Here is a 15641-nt window from a genome sequence, read left to right as displayed (position 1 = left end):
GCCGGTGCGTTTGCGGAGGGTGTCCGCGTCGGTGGTGGGGACGGTGGCGCGGGCGCGGTGGCGGACCGGGGCGCGGGTGATGGTGCGGGCGACGTACGTGGCGGGGTCGGGGGCGGGGAGTTCGCGGGGCGGGACGCGGTGGCCGGTGGGGGCGGGGTCGGTGAGGCGGTCGAGGCGGAAGGTGCGCCAGTCCTCGCGCTCGGTGTCGTAGGCGACGAGGTACCAGCGGCCGTGGGAGGAGACCAGGGCGTGCGGCTCGACGCGGCGGGTGCCGGGGGTGCGGTGGCGGGTGGTGTAGGCGAAGGTGGTGATCTCGTGGTCGCGGCAGGCGGCGGCCAGGACGGTCAGCGTGGTGGGGTCGGCCTGGGGGCCGGTGGGCCAGGTGAGGGGGACGGTGGTCTGCTGGAGGGCCGAGACCTGGTGGCGCAGGCGGGTGGGCAGGGCGCGTTCGAGTTTGGCGAGGGCGCGGACGGCGGTCTCCTCGATGCCGCTCACGCCGCCGGTGGCGGTGCGCAGGGCGACGGCGATGGCGACGGCTTCCTCGTCGTCGAGTGCGAGGGGCGGGAGGTCGGCGCCGGGGGCGAGGCGGTAGCCGCCGGCGGTACCGGCGGTGCCGTCGATGGTGTAGCCGAGTTCGCGCAGCCGGTCGATGTCGCGGCGGACGGTGCGGCCGGTGACGCCCAGGCGTTCGGCGAGTTCGGCGCCGGACCATTCACGCCGGGTCTGGAGCAGCGACAGCAGGCGCAGCATCCGGGCGGGCATATCCGTGGTCATGCCGTCCACTCTGCCAGCGCTTACGGACGTGAGGTGTCCTAAAGGGCGTTTAGCGTCGACGGCATGTCCGAGAACAAAAACTCTCATACCGTCGCGAACGCGGCGGTTGCCGATGCGCTGGTCGCTCCTTCACCGGCGGCGGACCCCCGCCGGTGGGCGGCGCTGATCGTCCTCCTCGTGGCGACCTTCATGGACGCGGTGGATGTGACCGTGGTCAATATCGCCGTTCCCCACATCCAGGCCGATACCGGGGCCTCGACCGCCCAGATCCAGTGGGTGGTGGGCGGCTATGCCCTCGCCTTCGCGCTGGGCCTGATCACCGGTGGGCGCCTGGGCGACCTCTTCGGCCGCAAGCGGGTCTTCCTCGCCGGGGTCGCCGGGTTCACCCTCACTTCGCTGGTGTGCGGCCTCGCCGACTCCCCGGAGGTGCTGCTGGCCGGCCGGATCGCGCAGGGCGCGGCGGCCGCGATGATGGTGCCGCAGGTGCTGTCGATCATCCACGTCTCCTTTCCCAAGGGGGAGCGCGGCAAGGGCTTCGGCGTCTACGGGGCGGTCACCTCGCTGGGGGTCCTCGCCGGGCCGCTGGTGGGTGCGCTGCTGGTCGAAGGTGACTTGTTCGGCTGGGGCTGGCGGCCGATCTTCCTGGTCAACCTGCCGCTCGGGGTGATCGGCCTGGTGGTCGGTGCGGTGCTGATCCGTGAGTCGAGGGCCGAGCAGGCGGCCCGGCTGGACGTGGGCGGGATGCTGCTGTCCACCGTCGGCCTGCTCTTCCTCGTGCTGCCGCTGATCCAGGGGCGTGAGCTGGGCTGGCCGGTGTGGACGCACCTGATGCTGGTGGCCTCGGTGCCGGTGCTGGCGCTGTTCGTCGCGTACGAGCGCCGGGTGATCGCCCGCGGCGGCTCCCCGCTCGTCGTGCTGTCCCTCTTCAGCCGCAAGAGCTTCTCGGGCGGACTGGGCGTGCAGCTGCTGTTCGGGCTGGCCTCCGGGGTGTTCTTCCTGGCCTGGGCGCTCTACCTCCAGCTGGGCCTCGGCTTCTCGCCGCTGAAGGCGGGGCTGTCCGGGCTGCCGCTCTCGCTGCTGCTGATGGTGGGCGCCGGTGTCTCGATGCAGGTGCTGGTGCCGCGCTTCGGCCGCCGGGTGCTGCAGGCCGGTGCGCTGATCGCCGCGGCCGGGATGGGGCTGTTCGCCTGGCTGACCGGCCACTACGGCACGGACATCGCGCTGTGGCAGACGATGCTGCCGCTGGTGCCGATGGGCATCGGCATGGGACTGATCGTCGCCCCGCTGGCGGACATCGTCCTCTCCGAGGTCCCGCACGAGCACGCCGGATCCGCCTCCGGCCTGAACAACACCACCACCCAGCTCGGCCAGGCCATCGGCACCGCCCTGTCCTCGCTGATCTTCTTCAACCACCTCGGTGGCGACAATCCCGTCGCCCAGGCGGCGATGATGCCGGACGCCTTCGCGCACACCCTGCCGTATGTCGGCGCGGCCTTCCTCCTCGCTTTCGCGGTGCTGTTCGCGGTCCCGCGGCGGGCCGGGCAGAAGGACAGGGAGGCCGGCGGCAGCGAGGGGGCCGACGCCGCTGCGACACCGGATGAGGCCGCGGACCTCGCATCCGTCCGGTGAACCCGACAGGTGGTGCCGCCACCTCGGCGGCGCCGCCCCTTCACCACTCGCATCTCCGACTCGCCGCGTGCGGGGCCCGCGCAGGCAAGACTTTAGGACGAGTTAAGTCCTAAGTGGATCCTACGGTGGGGTTGTGCGCGGCCGGGGCTCGGGGCGAAGTGGGGACGGAAACCGCCCCGAAAGGGCCGGAGCGGCGGCCCAGGGCTCCGGTCGCGCCTCCCCGGAAGGGCCGTGCGATGCGTCTTCCGTACGACGGGCACGCACCGGCCGCTCCGCTTCCGGAACACCGCCCCGCGCAGCAAGCCGCCCGGCATCGCGGCAACCGCCCGGCATGCAGCCGGTCGAGGAACACCCGCCGGGGACTCACCGCCCTCTCCCAAGACCGCTGAGCCGCGGGATGAGACCGCAGAAAGAAGACGAAGCATGACCGAAGGCAGCCCCCTGGCGGCAGACCAACTGATGATGCCGCCGCTCGGTTTCGGGACGTGGCAGCTCAAGGGCGACGACGCCTACCGGGCCGTCTCGTTCGCCCTGGAGACCGGCTACCGGCACCTCGACACCGCCACGCTGTACGGCAACGAGGACGCCGTCGGCAAGGCGCTGGCCGCCAGCGGGCTGCCGCGCGACGAGGTGTTCGTGACCACCAGGTTCGCCCAGCGCCGCGCCGGCGGCGAGCCGGAGGCGCTGGAGCGGTCACTGGACCGCCTCGGCCTGGAACGCGTCGACTTGTGGCTGGTGCTTCCCCGAGCTCTCGGCTTCGCTCGAGCAGGGGAGACCGCATCCCCGCTCAAGGACCCGGGAGAGAACGCCGCGGTGTGGGATGCGTTCCTGGCCGCCGCCGAGGAGGGCCTGGCCACCGACGTGGGCGTGAGCAACCACAGCCTGGCCCAGCTCGACGCCCTGACTGCCGCAACCGGTGACACCCCGCCCGTCAACCAGATCCGGCTCAACCCTCCGCTGTACGACGCGGTCGTGGTGGAAGGACACCGCGAACGCGGGGTGCTCGTTACCGGGCACAGCCCACTGCGCCCGCGCAAACCCGGCCTGGCCCACCCCACTCTCACCGAGATCGCCGCCGCGTACGAGGCGAGTCCGGCGCAGATCGTCATCGCCTGGCACGTGGCGCACCGGATCCCGGTCATCCCCAAGTCGGGCCACCCGGAACGCATCTTTGAGAACTTCCTCGGCGCCGACCTGGAACTCGACGCCGAGGACGTCGCCCGCATCGACTCCATCGGGCAGACCGGAAAGACGAGGAGCGGTCGGCCTCGGAGCGGACCCCGAACCACAGAGAGCACCTGAGCTCATGAGCAAGCACATCGTCATCGAGGGTGCACGCGAGCACAATCTCCAAGGCGTCTCGCTGCGCATCCCCAAGAACGCGATCACGGTCTTCACCGGTGTGTCCGGCTCCGGCAAGTCGTCGCTGGTGTTCGCCACCCTCGCGGTGGAAGCACAGCGGCAGCTGAACGAGACCTTCACCACCTTCGTGCGCAACCGGCTGCCGCGCTACGAGAAGCCCGACGCCGACCGGATCGACCACCTGTCCACCGCGGTGGTCGTGGACCAGAAGCCGATCGGCGCCAACGCCCGCTCCACAGTGGGGACGTCGACCGACATCGCCTCGGTCGTGCGGCTGCTGTTCTCCCGCGCCGGCGAGCCGTCGGCGGGTATGGCGACGGCGTACTCGTTCAACACGCCCGAGGGCGCCTGCCCGACGTGCGCCGGGCTCGGCCGGACCGTTCAGCCCGACCTGGACACGTTCTTCGACACGGCCAAGTCGCTGAACGAAGGCGCGCTGCTGTTCCCGCTGTTCAACGTCGGCGGTGCGCAGTGGAGCCTGTTCACGCGCACCGGCCGCTTCGACCTCGACAAGCCGCTGAAGCGCTACTCGCAAGCCGAGTGGCAGCGCCTGCTGTACGGCGAACCCGGCTCCACCGCGGCCTCCGACGAGGGCCTCGTCCCCCGCTTTCACCGGCTCTACCTGGGCCGGGACATCTCCACCCTGTCGTCCCGCACCCGCAAGGCAGTCGAGGAGTTCACCGTCCAGGGCGTGTGCCCCACCTGCGACGGGGCACGGCTGAACGAGGCCGCGCGCCAGACTCGCCTCAACGGGTACGGCATCACCGACTACATGGCGATGGAGGTCGCCGAACTCATCGACGTACTCGGGAAGATCGACCACCCGCTGGGCACCCCGCTCGCCGAACAAGCCGCAGCCGGACTCCGCCGCCTCGACGGCATCGGGCTCGGCTACCTCAACCTGGGCCGGGAGACCTCGACCCTGTCCGGCGGCGAGGCGCAGCGCCTGAAGATGGTGCGCTTCCTCGGCTCGTCGCTGACCGGCATGACGTACATCTTCGACGAGCCCTCGACCGGCCTGCACCCGCGTGACGTCGGCCGGATGAACGCGCTCCTTCGCGAGCTGCGCGACCGTGGCAACACCGTGCTCGTCGTCGAGCACGACCGCGACGTCATCGCCGCCGCCGACCACGTCATCGACATGGGCCCCGGCGCCGGGACCCACGGCGGCCAGGCCGTCTACCAGGGCACCCCCGACGGCCTCCGGGACGGCAGTACCCCCACCGGCCGCTGCCTGCGCCGCACCCCCGAGCTGAAGGAGCAGATCCGCACCCCGACCGGCCACTTGACGATCAGCGACGCCGACGTGCACAACCTCAAGAACGTCACCGTCGACATCCCCACCGGTGTGCTGACCGTGTTCACCGGGGTCGCAGGGTCGGGCAAGTCCACCCTGGTGAGCGAGGTGTTCACCGCCCAGCACCCGGAGGCCGTCGTGGTCGGCCAGAGCGGCATCGGCAGCTCCTCGCGCTCCACCCCGCTCAGCCACCTGGGCCTCATGGACCCGCTCCGCAAGGCGTTCGCCAGGGCCAACGGCATCGACGCCGGGTGCTTCAGCTTCAACTCGCGCGGCGCCTGCCCCGTCTGCCACGGCAAGGGCGAGATCACCGCCGACATGGCCTTCATGGATCCGGTCACCACGGTGTGCGAGCACTGCGCCGGCACCCGCTACGCCCCCGACGTGCTCGCCCACACCCTGGGCGGCAGGAACATCGTCGACGTCCTCGGCCTCACCGCCGAGGAAGCCGCCGGCCTCTTCACCGACCGCACCCTCACCCACAAGATCAGCCTGCTCAACGAGGTCGGCCTCGGCTACCTCACCCTCGGCCAGCCCCTGTCCACCCTCTCCGGCGGCGAACGCCAACGCCTCAATCTCGCCGGCGAACTCCACAAGACCGGCGGCATCTACATCCTGGACGAGCCCACCACCGGCCTGCACATGTCCGACACCCCGACCCTCCTGTCACTCCTGGACCGGATGGTCGACGCGGGCAACACCGTCCTGGTCATCGAACACGACCTGGACGTCATCGAGCACGCCGACTGGATCATCGACCTGGGCCCCGACGGCGGCCGCCACGGCGGCGAGGTCCTCTTCACCGGCACCCCCTCCCAGCTCCTGAAGCACCCCACCTCCCACACCGCTCAGGCCCTGCGCGCCGATCTGGACACCTCGGACACGCGACGCCAGCAGCAGGCACTCCGAGCCCTTTAGGACGAGTTTCGTCCTAAAGTCCGCCTACTGTGGTTTTCAGGGGAAATCACGGGCTTTGAGGGGGAAGGGGATACGCCCCTCGGCTCGCACCACACCCCGTCCAAAGAACCACCAACTCACGAACGAGGAAGACAAGACACATGAGCTTCATGTCCCCCGGAAACGTCGTCTGGTTCGAGTTCGCCACCGCCGATCCGCAGGCGGTCCAGGGCTTCTACGGCCCGTTGCTGGGCTGGTCCTTCGAGCAGGACCCGGACTCTTCCGTCGACGGCAACATCTACATCCGCATCATGGCCCCCGGTATGCCCTGGCCGATGGGTGCCATCACGAGCCGGGAAGGCGGAGCGGGCGTCGGCGAGGCGTCCAACCTCTCGATCCTGTCCACGGACGTGGCCGCCGACGTCGAGCGGCTGCGCGGACTGGGTGCGAGCGTGGAGGTGCCGGCCACCCAGGTCAGCGATGTCACGGTCTTCGCCCGGCTGAGCGACCCGCAGGGCAACGTCTTCTCCCTCTTCTCCCAGAGCACGGCGGCCCGCTTCGAGGACGGCATGGAGGCCAGTCACGAGCAAATGGAACAGGTCGCCTTCGAGCCCCGGCCCGGCACCTTCGCATGGTTCGAGATCGGCACCACCGACCCCGAGGCCACCCGCGACTTCTACTCCCGCGCCTTCGGCTGGCGGTTCGAGGGCGAGGGCCCGTACCAGTCCATCCTCACCGGCGGCCCGTACCCGGCCGGCGGGCTGTACGACCACAGCGGACGGGAAGACGGCGGCGCCGACTACGCCATGCCGTGCTTCCTGGCCGACGACGTCGCAGCCCGGGCCGAGCAGGCCGTCGCGGCGGGCGCCCGCGCCGAGCAGGGGCCCGAGACCTCCCCCGACGGCTGCCGCTTCGCCCGCCTGCTGGACCCGCGCGGCAACCGCTTCGGCCTGTTCACCGCGTCCAAGGAGAACGCACGATGAAGATCGGCCTGCTCGGCACCGGCTTCGGCCGCGCACACGCCGCCGTCTACGCCGCCCGCCCGGACATCGACGAGGTCATTGTCTTCGGCCGCACCCCGGCCAAGCTCCAGGCCGTCGCCGACGAATTCGGCTTCACCACCACCACGGACGCCAACGCCATCCACGACGATCCGGACGTCGACCTGGTCGATGTCTGTCTGCCCACCCCGCTCCACGCCGACCACGCCGTACGGGCCATGGAGGCGGGCAAGGACGTACTGTGCGAGCTGCCGCTGGCCACCGCGATGGAGGACGCACGCCGCATCGTCGAGGCCCAACGCGCCACCGGACGACAGGCGTTCGTCGATCTCTTCGCCCGCTTCAACCCCGTCAACGTGTACATCCGGAAAGCCATCACCGAGGGCACCTACGGGGCACTGCGCACCTGGGAGATCGACGTCCGCACCGCGCTGCTGTGGGAGGGCTACGACATCCGCCTGGATTCCCTCGTCATGGACGCCATGCACTGCGAACTCGACCTCTTCGCCACCACCCTGGGCCTCCCGGAATCCATCACCGCACGGGGCATCGAGGGCGAGCACCGCGGCTCGGCCGGCGAGACGCTGCTGACCTACCCGGGCGGCGTACTGGCACGCTGCGCCTCCTCCGCCCTGATGCCCAAGTCCTTTGGCCTGCGCGGCGGTTCGCGGCTCGTCTTCGCCGACGCCGTGCTGGAGACGGAGTTCACCGGCGGCTTCGACGGACAGGGGCGCACCCGCCTGATCGAGTACACCGACGCCGGGCAACGCCCCGTCGACCTGCCCGAACGCAACACCTACGCGGCCGTCATCGACCACGTACTGGCCTGCCTGGCCGGAAAGGAAACCTCCCGGATCACCCCCGAGAGCGCGCTGGACGGCCTCCAGCTCACTCTCGACATCCGCCAGAAGATCAACGAGGAGGCATGACCCCTCACCGCACCTCACCCGTCACGGCTCGGGGTTGACTCGATGGCGCCCAGGGCCCGTTCGGCGATCCGGCGCAGGTGCGGGACGATTTCGGACGGGCCCAGGAGGGTGTAGTCCAACCGCAGGGCGGCGATACGGAAGGCCAGGTACTCGGGGGAGTCGACGGCCGTGCGCAGTCGGCATCGGTTCACATCCAGCTGTTCCAGGACGCCGAGCGAAGACGGCACGCCCTCGGCGGCGCGCTCGATGGGCGCATGGATGATCAGTTCGGCGCGGCAGCTGCCCGGCCCGGCGGCCAAGGCGTCGGCCACGTACGCGGCGGCACTCTGGCCGTCGGGCAGTGCGCGCTCGGGGACACGGGAGCCGGTGCGGTGCAGGGCATCGATCCGGTCGACGCGGAAGGTGCGCCAGCCGGCGCGGTCCAGGTCGTACGCGACGAGGTACCAGCGCCGTCCGGCCGTCACCAGCCGCTGCGGTTCGGCCAGCCGCCGCGACGGCGCCCCGTGCGCCGGGGCGTAGCCGAAGCGGATCTTCTCGTGGGCGACGCAGGCGGCGGCGAGGGCTGCGAGCAGCTCGGCGTCGGCCCCCTGCACGGGCTGGGAGACAAAGGTGGCGGCCTCGGCGAGGTGGGACACCCGGCGCCGCAGCCGCGAGGGCAGCACCTGCTCCAGCTTGGCCAGGGTCCGCAGCGAGGTGTCCTCGATGCCGCTGACGGCCGCGGTGGCCGCGGTGCGAAGGCCGATGGCGATGGCCACGGTCTCGTCGTCGTCCAGGAGGAGCGGCGGCATGGCGGTCCCGGCGGTCAGCCGGTAGCCACCGATGTTGCCCTGGGTCGCCTGCACGGGATAGCCCAGCTCCCGCAGGTGCTCGATGTCGCGGCGGATGGTGCGGGGCGTAACTCCCAGACGCTCGGCGAGCTCGGCGCCCGTCCAGTCGCGCGGGGCCTGCAGCAGCGAGAGCAGTTGCAGCAGACGGGCAGCGGGGTCCCGTGTGCCCCGCTCCTCTCCTGTCTTTCCCGGATCGATTCGCATGGCGCTCACCATCCCCGAGTTCTAGGACGTCGAGTGACCTATTGAGCACCTACCGTCGAAGACACCGAGTGAAACACCCCGTTTCCTCCCCATTTCGAGCGGGGCAGCGCGCTGGGCGTCGCCGAGCTCACCGCCGACACCACCGCCGGCGGTGAGCACGTCATCGGCAACAACCTTCACGTCGGCCTGGTCTACGAGAATCCCGTCGAGCAGCGCACGGCCTTCGACAAGCTCGCCCAGGACGGAGAAGTCCTCGAAGCCCTGGCCGACCAGTTCTGGGGCGCCGCCTACGGTGCCTTCCCGCGACAAGTACGGCGTCATCTGGGAAACCAACTGTTACCTCCCCCAGGACAGCGGCGATGGCACCGGCACACCCGCGTAAGGAGCCACCGCTGCCGCCCGGCAGGCTTGCCGGTCACGGCCTACCAGGTGACGGGCAGAGCGGTGACGCCCTGGAACGACGCGTCACCCGGCGTGCATGCCAGGCTCCCGGCCGGGACCGCAAGCCGCAGCCCCGGGAGCCGGGCGAGCAACGTCCGCAGGGCGATCTCCAGCTCCAGCCGGGCCAGATGCTGCCCCAGGCACTGGTGGACGCCGAACCCGAACGCCAGATGACGGCGATCGGCGCGGCGCACGTCCACCTCGTCGGGACGAGGGTGGACCGCGGGGTCACGGTTGAGCACCGACGTGGGAAACACCACGCCCTCCCCGGCCCTGATCACCGTGCCACCCGTCTCCACGTCCTCGACGGCCACCCGTACCAGGCCGTCCAAGGTGGACAGATACCGCAACAGCTCCTCCACCGCGGAAGGGAACAACGACTCATCAGCGCGCAGCGCCGCGAGCTGCCGCGGATGCTCCAGCAGCATCAGCACACCGGTCGCGATCGAGTGGGCGGTCGTCTCGTGCCCGGCGATGAGCAGCACCAGTGCCAGCGCCACCAGCTCGTCCCGGTCCGGGCCTCCGCTCCGGCCGCGCCCTTCCACCAGCTCGTCCAGCAATCCGTGATCGCCATGAACCACTCCCTCCGCCGTCCCAGTCCCTTTCCAGGACGTGCTCCGGGACTCTTTCCGGTACACCAACGCCTCCAGATACGCGCGGAGTTCGACGTACCCGTCCCGCGTCTGCCGGGCCGTTGCCCCGCGCATGAGCCAGCGCGTCCGTTCCTCGAAGAAGTCGTGGTCGGCGTAGGGCACGCCCAGCAACTGGCAGACGACGGTGGACGACACCGGGAGCGCGAACGCGGAGACCAGGTCGGCCGGCGAGCCGTGGCGGACCATGGCGTCCAGGTGCCGGTCCACCACCCGCTGGACCGTCTCACGCAGCGCGGCGATGCGCCGGACACCGAAGTGCGGGATCAGCCGCTGTCGCTGCCTCCGGTGTTCGGGGTCGTCGACGGTCAGCAGCGGCAGGGTCATGCCCTCCAGGTCCGCGAAGCGGGCGGCGAGGGACGGGAAGCGCGGGTGGGTGTTGTCGGAGGACAGCCGTGCATCGCGCAGCAGCCGGCGGGCCTCGGCCTCGCCGGTCACCGCCCACACCACCCGCCCGTTGTAGAGGACCACCCGCGCCAGGGGGCGCTGCTCCCACAGCCGCTGATAGCCCTCCGGTGGCTGATAGGGGCACGTACGCTTCTGCGGAAAGGTGATGACGTCGACGTCAGGCATGACGAGGCCTCCCTGCCAAGGGAACTGGCATACGGAATGGGTGAACGCCGCCGACGCTATGCGCCCAATAGGACATCCAACGCCCTGATGCACCTGCCGCCTTCCGGCCATCTCCCGTCCTCAGTAGGCGAGTTCGCGCTCCAGCGGCGTGCGGTAGGCGGGCGTGAAGCGACGCTTCCCGAGGAACGCCGCCATCCGGTCCACCTCGGCCTCGATCGCCTGACGCGCCTCCCGGCCGGGATCGGTGAGCAGCCGCCAGGCCAGGGCTCCGTCCTTGCGCTGTGCCCAGCCGCCGACGATCCGGCCGTCCCACCACACGGTCGGGCCGATGTTCCCCATCCGGTCGAAGAGCGCCGGGATGTGCTCGGGGTCGAGGTAGAAGCCGCGCTCCCGCCAGCCCATGGGGGTGGGGTCCAGCGCCGGCAGCAGCGCGGCAGTCGGCTCGGGCCCGGCGGCCGCCGGCGCTTCGAGGTCCTCGGGCAGCGCGTAACCCGTCCCCTCGTCGAGGGCGACCTCCACCACCCCCGCGGCGGCGAGGGCCTTGCGGGTCTCGGTGACCGTCCAGCCGGTCCACCACTTCAGGTCGGCCACAGTGCCGGGCCCGAAGGCCCCGAGCCAGTGTCGGACCAGCTCCGTGCGGGCCAACGGAGCAGGAATATCGGGAAGTTCGGGAGCCAGGGTCCAGGCGTGCTGGTTGCTGGTCCAGCCGCCGCGGCGGCTGGACCGGATGAGGTGGCCGTCGGCGGCCAGGGCGAAGAGCAGGTCGGCGGCGATGCTGTGGCGCGACTCGTACCGCTTGCCCGGGGAGACGACCAGCTGCTGGTCCAGCCCCGGGACAGCGGCCGCGAGTTCGGCCGTGGTCGCCTCGCCGCGCTCCCGTACGGCCTCCAGGGTGCTGCGGGTGATGTTCTCCAGCCAGGCGGCGTCACCGTAGCCGTTCTCTTCCAGCTGGCGCAGCAGCCCCTTGGTGCGGGCGGCGGCGTTCGGTCGGCCGACGGCGGCCAGCATCACGGGCGCCAGGGCGGTGGGAACGACGAAGAGGGTGCAGCGCATCGCCGTCATCCGCATCAGTGTCGCCCGCTCGTAGAGCTCGCGCTCGATGGTGTCGTGGCGCGGGCTCTCCAGGCGGGCGGCTGTCGAGAGGTAGACCGTGGCGGCGTCGGTGGCGTGCAGGGCCAGCACCGTCTCGGCCACCTCCCGGGTGGTTGCCGACCGCCGGCCAGGGCCGGGCAGGTGGCGGCGGACCAGGCGGATGCGGCGCTGGGCGTCGGTGATGCGGCGGCCAGTGCTCATGAGGGAGTCTCAGGGGACTCGGGGGCCTGTGGGGTGTCCTGGTCTGCTATGGGGGGCGTGGGCAGGCCCGGGTTCGGGGTGAGGATGCGACGCAGGATGCCTTCGACCTCCGCCCGGGTGGGTGGTGTGGTGCCGGCCAGCCCGCGCAGGGTCAGGCCGTTGGTGGCCACGGCCGCGGCGCGGGCGGTGAGTGGGTCGACGTACGGCAGGAGCGCGTTGACGCTCAGCTCGATGAACCGGTCGGCGACCGGCCGCAGCGCGGGCCGGCGCAGGGCGGCCAGATACAGCTCGAACTCCACGACCTGGATGTCACGTTGAGGCCCGAAGGAGCCCATGAGGGCGTCGGTGAGCAGCACGACGAGCTGTTCCGGGGTGAGTTCGGGGCGTTGGGCGACCCAGTCGGTGAGGTAGGCGGCGTAGCGGTCGACAGATCGCTGGAGGGCCGCCTGGATGAGGTCGTCCTTGGTCGCGAAGTGGTAGGTCGTCGCGCCGAGCGGGACGCCGGCCCGCTCGGCGACCGCCCGGTGGGTCAGCCCCTCGACGCCACGCTCGGCGATGACCTTCTCGGTAGCGGTGGTGATCTCCGCTATCCGCCGCTTGGGGTCGTACCGCCGCTTCGCGGCGCCCTGCCCTGCCATGACCGTATCCCTCCGAGGGGCTGACATGCATGCGATGAACGATGCTTGGGTGAAGCAACTTATGTACGAAGGTATCAATCTTTCTTCGAGAGTGCCCTCACCGCATGCCGACTCATCAAAACGATCTCTTCCTGCCGGGCAATTCGACCGTGTTCCGTTCGCCACGCAGCGTTGTTCGGGCACGTGGGACGGTTGATCACCTGAAGGCACTTGCCCCACTTCGGAGGCGCTACTCGACACAAGTGCTGCACGTATGTACTAATTGAGGAGTGGGACGTCCCGAGCGTCTCCGCAGACCTGTTAGCGCAGAACTCACAGGGCTCCCTTGAGCCGCTCGGCAGAGCACTCGCCGACTTCTGCGCCGCCGCCCTGGGCTGGGAGGTCACCAAGCCCGCCCACCAACCCGGAGCGCACTGGACCGTCCTGCTGGACCCCTCCGGCCAGCCCTTCTGCCTCAGCGCCACCCCGCACAGCGCCTGACCCCCGCCCCACCTCACCCAGAGAGAAGACAGGGAGGACACCATGGCTTTCGCGCCATGCATCAGCGTCCGCGACACCGCCGCCAGCCTCGCCTTCTACAAGAAGCTCGGCTTCGACGCGGACTCCAGCACCGCCCGCCCCGGCGACGACATCCACATGCTCCTCTACCAGGGCGAATTCGTCGCAATGATCTACCGCAACGCCGACCTGAAGAACTGGCTCCCGGTCCTCGCCGATACCCCCATCGGCTTCGCCGGCATGTTCTACCTGGGCGTCGACGACCTCGAAGCCGCCTTCGCACACATCTCGCGGCACGCGGAGATCGTCAAGCCGATCACCACTGACCACAACGGACAGCGGATGTTCTACTTCCGCGACCCGGGCAGCTACGTCATCGGCATCAACGAAAAGGCCGCACTCCAGGCCAGCGACCTCGGCAAATACGCCTGACCGCCCCCTCCCCCACCAGCCGACCACTCCCGTCAGCCGCACAGCCGGCCCGAGCCAGCCCCAGTCAGTCCCAGTCAGTCCCAGGGAAGGGAACCCCCCCCATGATGAACATCGCCCCCTGCCTGGCCGTGGCAGACCCCCTCGCCACCGCCGCCTTCTACCAGAAGCTCGGCTTCGGCCTCCTCGACGCCGGCCCCCTCAACCCCGAACACCCGCTGCTGATCATCACCCACGAGGGCAAGCCCGCCCTGATGATCCAGACCGACAGCAGCCTTCGCGAGCTGCTGCCCACCATGCAGCCCACCAACGGCTGTTCCGGCATCCACTACTTCACCGTCGCCGACTTCGACGCCACCGTGGCGCGCATCCGCCCCCACGTCGAGGTCGTCAAGGACACCGTCACCAACTACGACGGCACCGGCCGCGAGTTCTTCTTCCGCGACCCCGACGGCTACATCCTCGGCATCTTCGGCCCCAACGACATCAACCAGTTCGACGCCCAGTACACCCAGCACGAAGGACAGTGACCCCCTCATGCACACTCCCGCCATCTCCACCTGCCTCGGTGTCAACGACCTCGACCAGACCATCGCCTACTACGAGAAGCTCGGCTTCCAGGCCCTCCCCGCCCCGCCCAACGCCTACATCCGCGTTCTGACCTACGGCGGCGAGTTCGCCTTCATGCTCCAGCAGACCGACCTGCTCGGCATCTGGCTGCCGCCCCTGAAGGGCACCCCGCCCGGCTGCTGCGGTATGCACTACCTCGCCGTTGACGACTTCGACGTCTGGGTCGACGAGCACCGCGACCACATCGACGTCATCAAGGGCCCGGTCGATGCCGGAGGCGGCAACGTGGCGCTCTACTTCCGCGACATCAACGGCTACATCATCGGCGTCACCCAGAAGCGACAGCACTGACTGCCCGGCCCACCCGGCCACCCGCAAGCCATCAACACGCCACCCACAGCACGGAGTTACCTCATGAAGATCGCAGTCCTCGGCACCGGAGGCGGCGGCCGCGCCCACGCGGCCAGGCTCCTCGAACTCGGCCACGACGTCCACGTCGGCACCCGCGACCCCGAGGCCACCCTCGCCCGCACCGAACCCGACATGATGGGCAACCCGCCCTACCAGCAGTTCCTCGCCGACCACCCCGGCATCCGGCTGCACACCTTCGCCGACGCGGCGGCGGCCGCCGACGAGATCGTCATCAATGGCATCGACGGCGCCAGCGCCCTGGGAGCCCTCACCGCCATCGCCGAACAACTCAACGGCAAGGTCCTCATCGACTACGCCGTGCCCTACCTCTACGGCGCCGAGATGGAGCACCCCTGGCCCACCCCCTTCGGCACCATGCCGAAGCTCGACCCCTGCGACACCGACAGCCTCGCCGAGCAGATTCAGCGAGCCCTGCCGGACGTGAAGGTCGTCAAGTCCTTCGTCACCCAGGAACAGGACACCGTCGTCAACCCCGAAGCCATCGGCGGCGGCGACCACACCATGTTCCTCGCCGGCAACCACACCGAGGCGAAGAAGACCGTCACCGAGCTGCTGAACTCTTACGGCTGGACCGACATCCTCGACCTCGGCGACCTCGTCGCCGCCCGCGGCATGGAGATGTACGCCCACATGCACGCCGCCATCGGCCTCACCCTCGGCCTCGGCAACCACTTCGGCGTGAAGGTCGTCCGCTGACCCCACTGGCCCGTGCCCGGTACCAGGCATGAGCCAGTGGAGTCAGCGGACGGGATTCTGGCCCTAGCGGCCGAGCACGGCCCGCAGCCGCTTCTTGTCGGGCTTGCCGACGGGGGTGAGCGGGATGTCCGGGACGATGTGCACAGCGGCCGGGGCGCTCAGCGCACCCTTCCGCTCGGTGACGAAGTTCCCGAGTGTGCCGGGCTCGGGGTGGTGCCCGGCTGCCGGGACGACCGCGATGTGCACTTCCTCGGTGGCGTCCGCGCCCCGTACGCCGAAGACCGCGCAGTGGGCGATCGCCGGGTGGGTGAGCAGCAGGTCCTCCAGCTCGTGGTGCCGAATGCGATCGATTTCAGCGACAAGAAGGTGCTGATCGCCGATGACGTCGCCGACACGGGCAAGACGCTGAAGCTGGTGCACGACTTCTGCGTGGGGACCGTGGCCGAGGTCCGCAGCGCGGTGATCTATGAGAAGTCGCACTCGCTGGTGAAGTGCGAGTAC

Annotated in this window: 16 protein-coding genes and 1 pseudogene; 10 read left to right on the top strand and 7 right to left on the bottom strand. The window is 70.1% G+C overall.

Going from position 1 to position 15641, the window contains the following annotated elements; genetic code table 11:
* The coding region (locus AZE13_RS05895; RefSeq protein WP_066927679.1) for a helix-turn-helix transcriptional regulator at positions 1-774 on the bottom strand (774 nt) is incomplete at its 3' end.
* A 63-nt stretch (positions 775-837) separates the two neighbouring features.
* On the opposite strand from AZE13_RS05895, the gene AZE13_RS05890 reads away from it, so the two are divergent.
* The 5 genes from AZE13_RS05890 (at position 838) to AZE13_RS05870 (ending at position 7889) form a co-directional block, all read left to right on the top strand.
* The gene (locus tag AZE13_RS05890; RefSeq protein ID WP_066927677.1) at positions 838-2403 is read left to right on the top strand and encodes an MFS transporter; all 1566 of its coding nucleotides are present in this window, start codon (positions 838-840) and stop codon (positions 2401-2403) included.
* A 423-nt stretch (positions 2404-2826) separates the two neighbouring features.
* Positions 2827-3705, top strand: coding sequence for an aldo/keto reductase (locus tag AZE13_RS05885; RefSeq protein ID WP_066927674.1), 879 nt, complete (start codon positions 2827-2829; stop codon positions 3703-3705).
* Between the two features lie 4 nt (positions 3706-3709).
* On the top strand, positions 3710-5980 hold the full coding sequence (locus AZE13_RS05880; RefSeq protein WP_066927672.1) for an ATP-binding cassette domain-containing protein: 2271 nt from the start codon (positions 3710-3712) through the stop codon (positions 5978-5980).
* 140 nt (positions 5981-6120) lie between these two features.
* Positions 6121-6942: a VOC family protein gene (locus AZE13_RS05875; RefSeq protein ID WP_066927670.1), complete on the top strand. Its 822-nt coding sequence runs from the start codon at positions 6121-6123 to the stop codon at positions 6940-6942.
* Positions 6939-7889 carry a Gfo/Idh/MocA family protein gene (locus AZE13_RS05870; protein ID WP_066927668.1) on the top strand — a complete coding sequence of 317 codons (951 nt, stop codon included), beginning with the start codon at positions 6939-6941 and terminating at the stop codon, positions 7887-7889. The genes AZE13_RS05875 and AZE13_RS05870 overlap by 4 nt, the downstream gene beginning before the upstream one ends.
* A 14-nt stretch (positions 7890-7903) precedes the next feature.
* On the opposite strand, the gene AZE13_RS05865 is transcribed toward AZE13_RS05870, so the two are convergent.
* The 5 genes from AZE13_RS05865 to AZE13_RS05845 all read right to left on the bottom strand — a co-directional run bounded on the left by AZE13_RS05865 (position 7904) and on the right by AZE13_RS05845 (position 12515).
* Positions 7904-8920, bottom strand: a complete 1017-nt coding sequence (locus AZE13_RS05865) for a helix-turn-helix transcriptional regulator (RefSeq protein ID WP_066927666.1) — start codon at positions 8918-8920, stop codon at positions 7904-7906.
* A 21-nt stretch (positions 8921-8941) separates the two neighbouring features.
* A complete protein-coding gene (locus AZE13_RS05860) occupies positions 8942-9241 on the bottom strand; it encodes a hypothetical protein (RefSeq protein WP_181690260.1) in 300 nt (99 codons plus the stop codon).
* A 101-nt stretch (positions 9242-9342) separates the two neighbouring features.
* Positions 9343-10584: a cytochrome P450 gene (locus tag AZE13_RS05855; protein ID WP_066927662.1), complete on the bottom strand. Its 1242-nt coding sequence runs from the start codon at positions 10582-10584 to the stop codon at positions 9343-9345.
* Positions 10585-10704: 120 nt separating this feature from the next.
* A complete protein-coding gene (locus AZE13_RS05850) occupies positions 10705-11877 on the bottom strand; it encodes a winged helix DNA-binding domain-containing protein (protein WP_066927660.1) in 1173 nt (390 codons plus the stop codon).
* The gene (locus AZE13_RS05845) at positions 11874-12515 is read right to left on the bottom strand and encodes a TetR/AcrR family transcriptional regulator (protein ID WP_066927658.1); all 642 of its coding nucleotides are present in this window, start codon (positions 12513-12515) and stop codon (positions 11874-11876) included. The genes AZE13_RS05850 and AZE13_RS05845 overlap by 4 nt, the downstream gene beginning before the upstream one ends.
* Before the next feature lie 522 nt (positions 12516-13037).
* Between AZE13_RS05845 and AZE13_RS05840 the strand changes: the two genes are divergently transcribed.
* The 4 genes from AZE13_RS05840 to AZE13_RS05825 all read left to right on the top strand — a co-directional run bounded on the left by AZE13_RS05840 (position 13038) and on the right by AZE13_RS05825 (position 15140).
* Complete coding sequence (locus AZE13_RS05840; RefSeq protein ID WP_066927655.1) at positions 13038-13445, top strand: VOC family protein; 408 nt, start codon at positions 13038-13040, stop codon at positions 13443-13445.
* A 101-nt stretch (positions 13446-13546) separates the two neighbouring features.
* Positions 13547-13972, top strand: coding sequence for a VOC family protein (locus AZE13_RS05835; protein WP_066927653.1), 426 nt, complete (start codon positions 13547-13549; stop codon positions 13970-13972).
* A gap of 7 nt (positions 13973-13979) precedes the next feature.
* Positions 13980-14363, top strand: a complete 384-nt coding sequence (locus AZE13_RS05830; protein ID WP_066927651.1) for a VOC family protein — start codon at positions 13980-13982, stop codon at positions 14361-14363.
* 63 nt (positions 14364-14426) lie between these two features.
* On the top strand, positions 14427-15140 hold the full coding sequence (locus AZE13_RS05825) for an NADPH-dependent F420 reductase (protein WP_066927649.1): 714 nt from the start codon (positions 14427-14429) through the stop codon (positions 15138-15140).
* A 63-nt stretch (positions 15141-15203) separates the two neighbouring features.
* On the opposite strand, the gene AZE13_RS37445 is transcribed toward AZE13_RS05825, so the two are convergent.
* Positions 15204-15437, bottom strand: coding sequence for an AMP-binding enzyme (locus AZE13_RS37445; RefSeq protein ID WP_309302176.1), 234 nt, complete (start codon positions 15435-15437; stop codon positions 15204-15206).
* Between the two features lie 30 nt (positions 15438-15467).
* Between AZE13_RS37445 and AZE13_RS37440 the strand changes: the two are divergent.
* Positions 15468-15641, top strand: a pseudogene (locus AZE13_RS37440) (phosphoribosyltransferase family protein); the annotation flags it as partial.

It is taken from the genome of Streptomyces sp. NBRC 110611 (genome assembly GCF_001590865.1).
In the GTDB taxonomy this organism is placed as follows: Bacteria; Actinomycetota; Actinomycetes; order Streptomycetales; family Streptomycetaceae; genus Streptomyces.
This window is presented reverse-complemented; position numbering and strand designations above follow the sequence as displayed.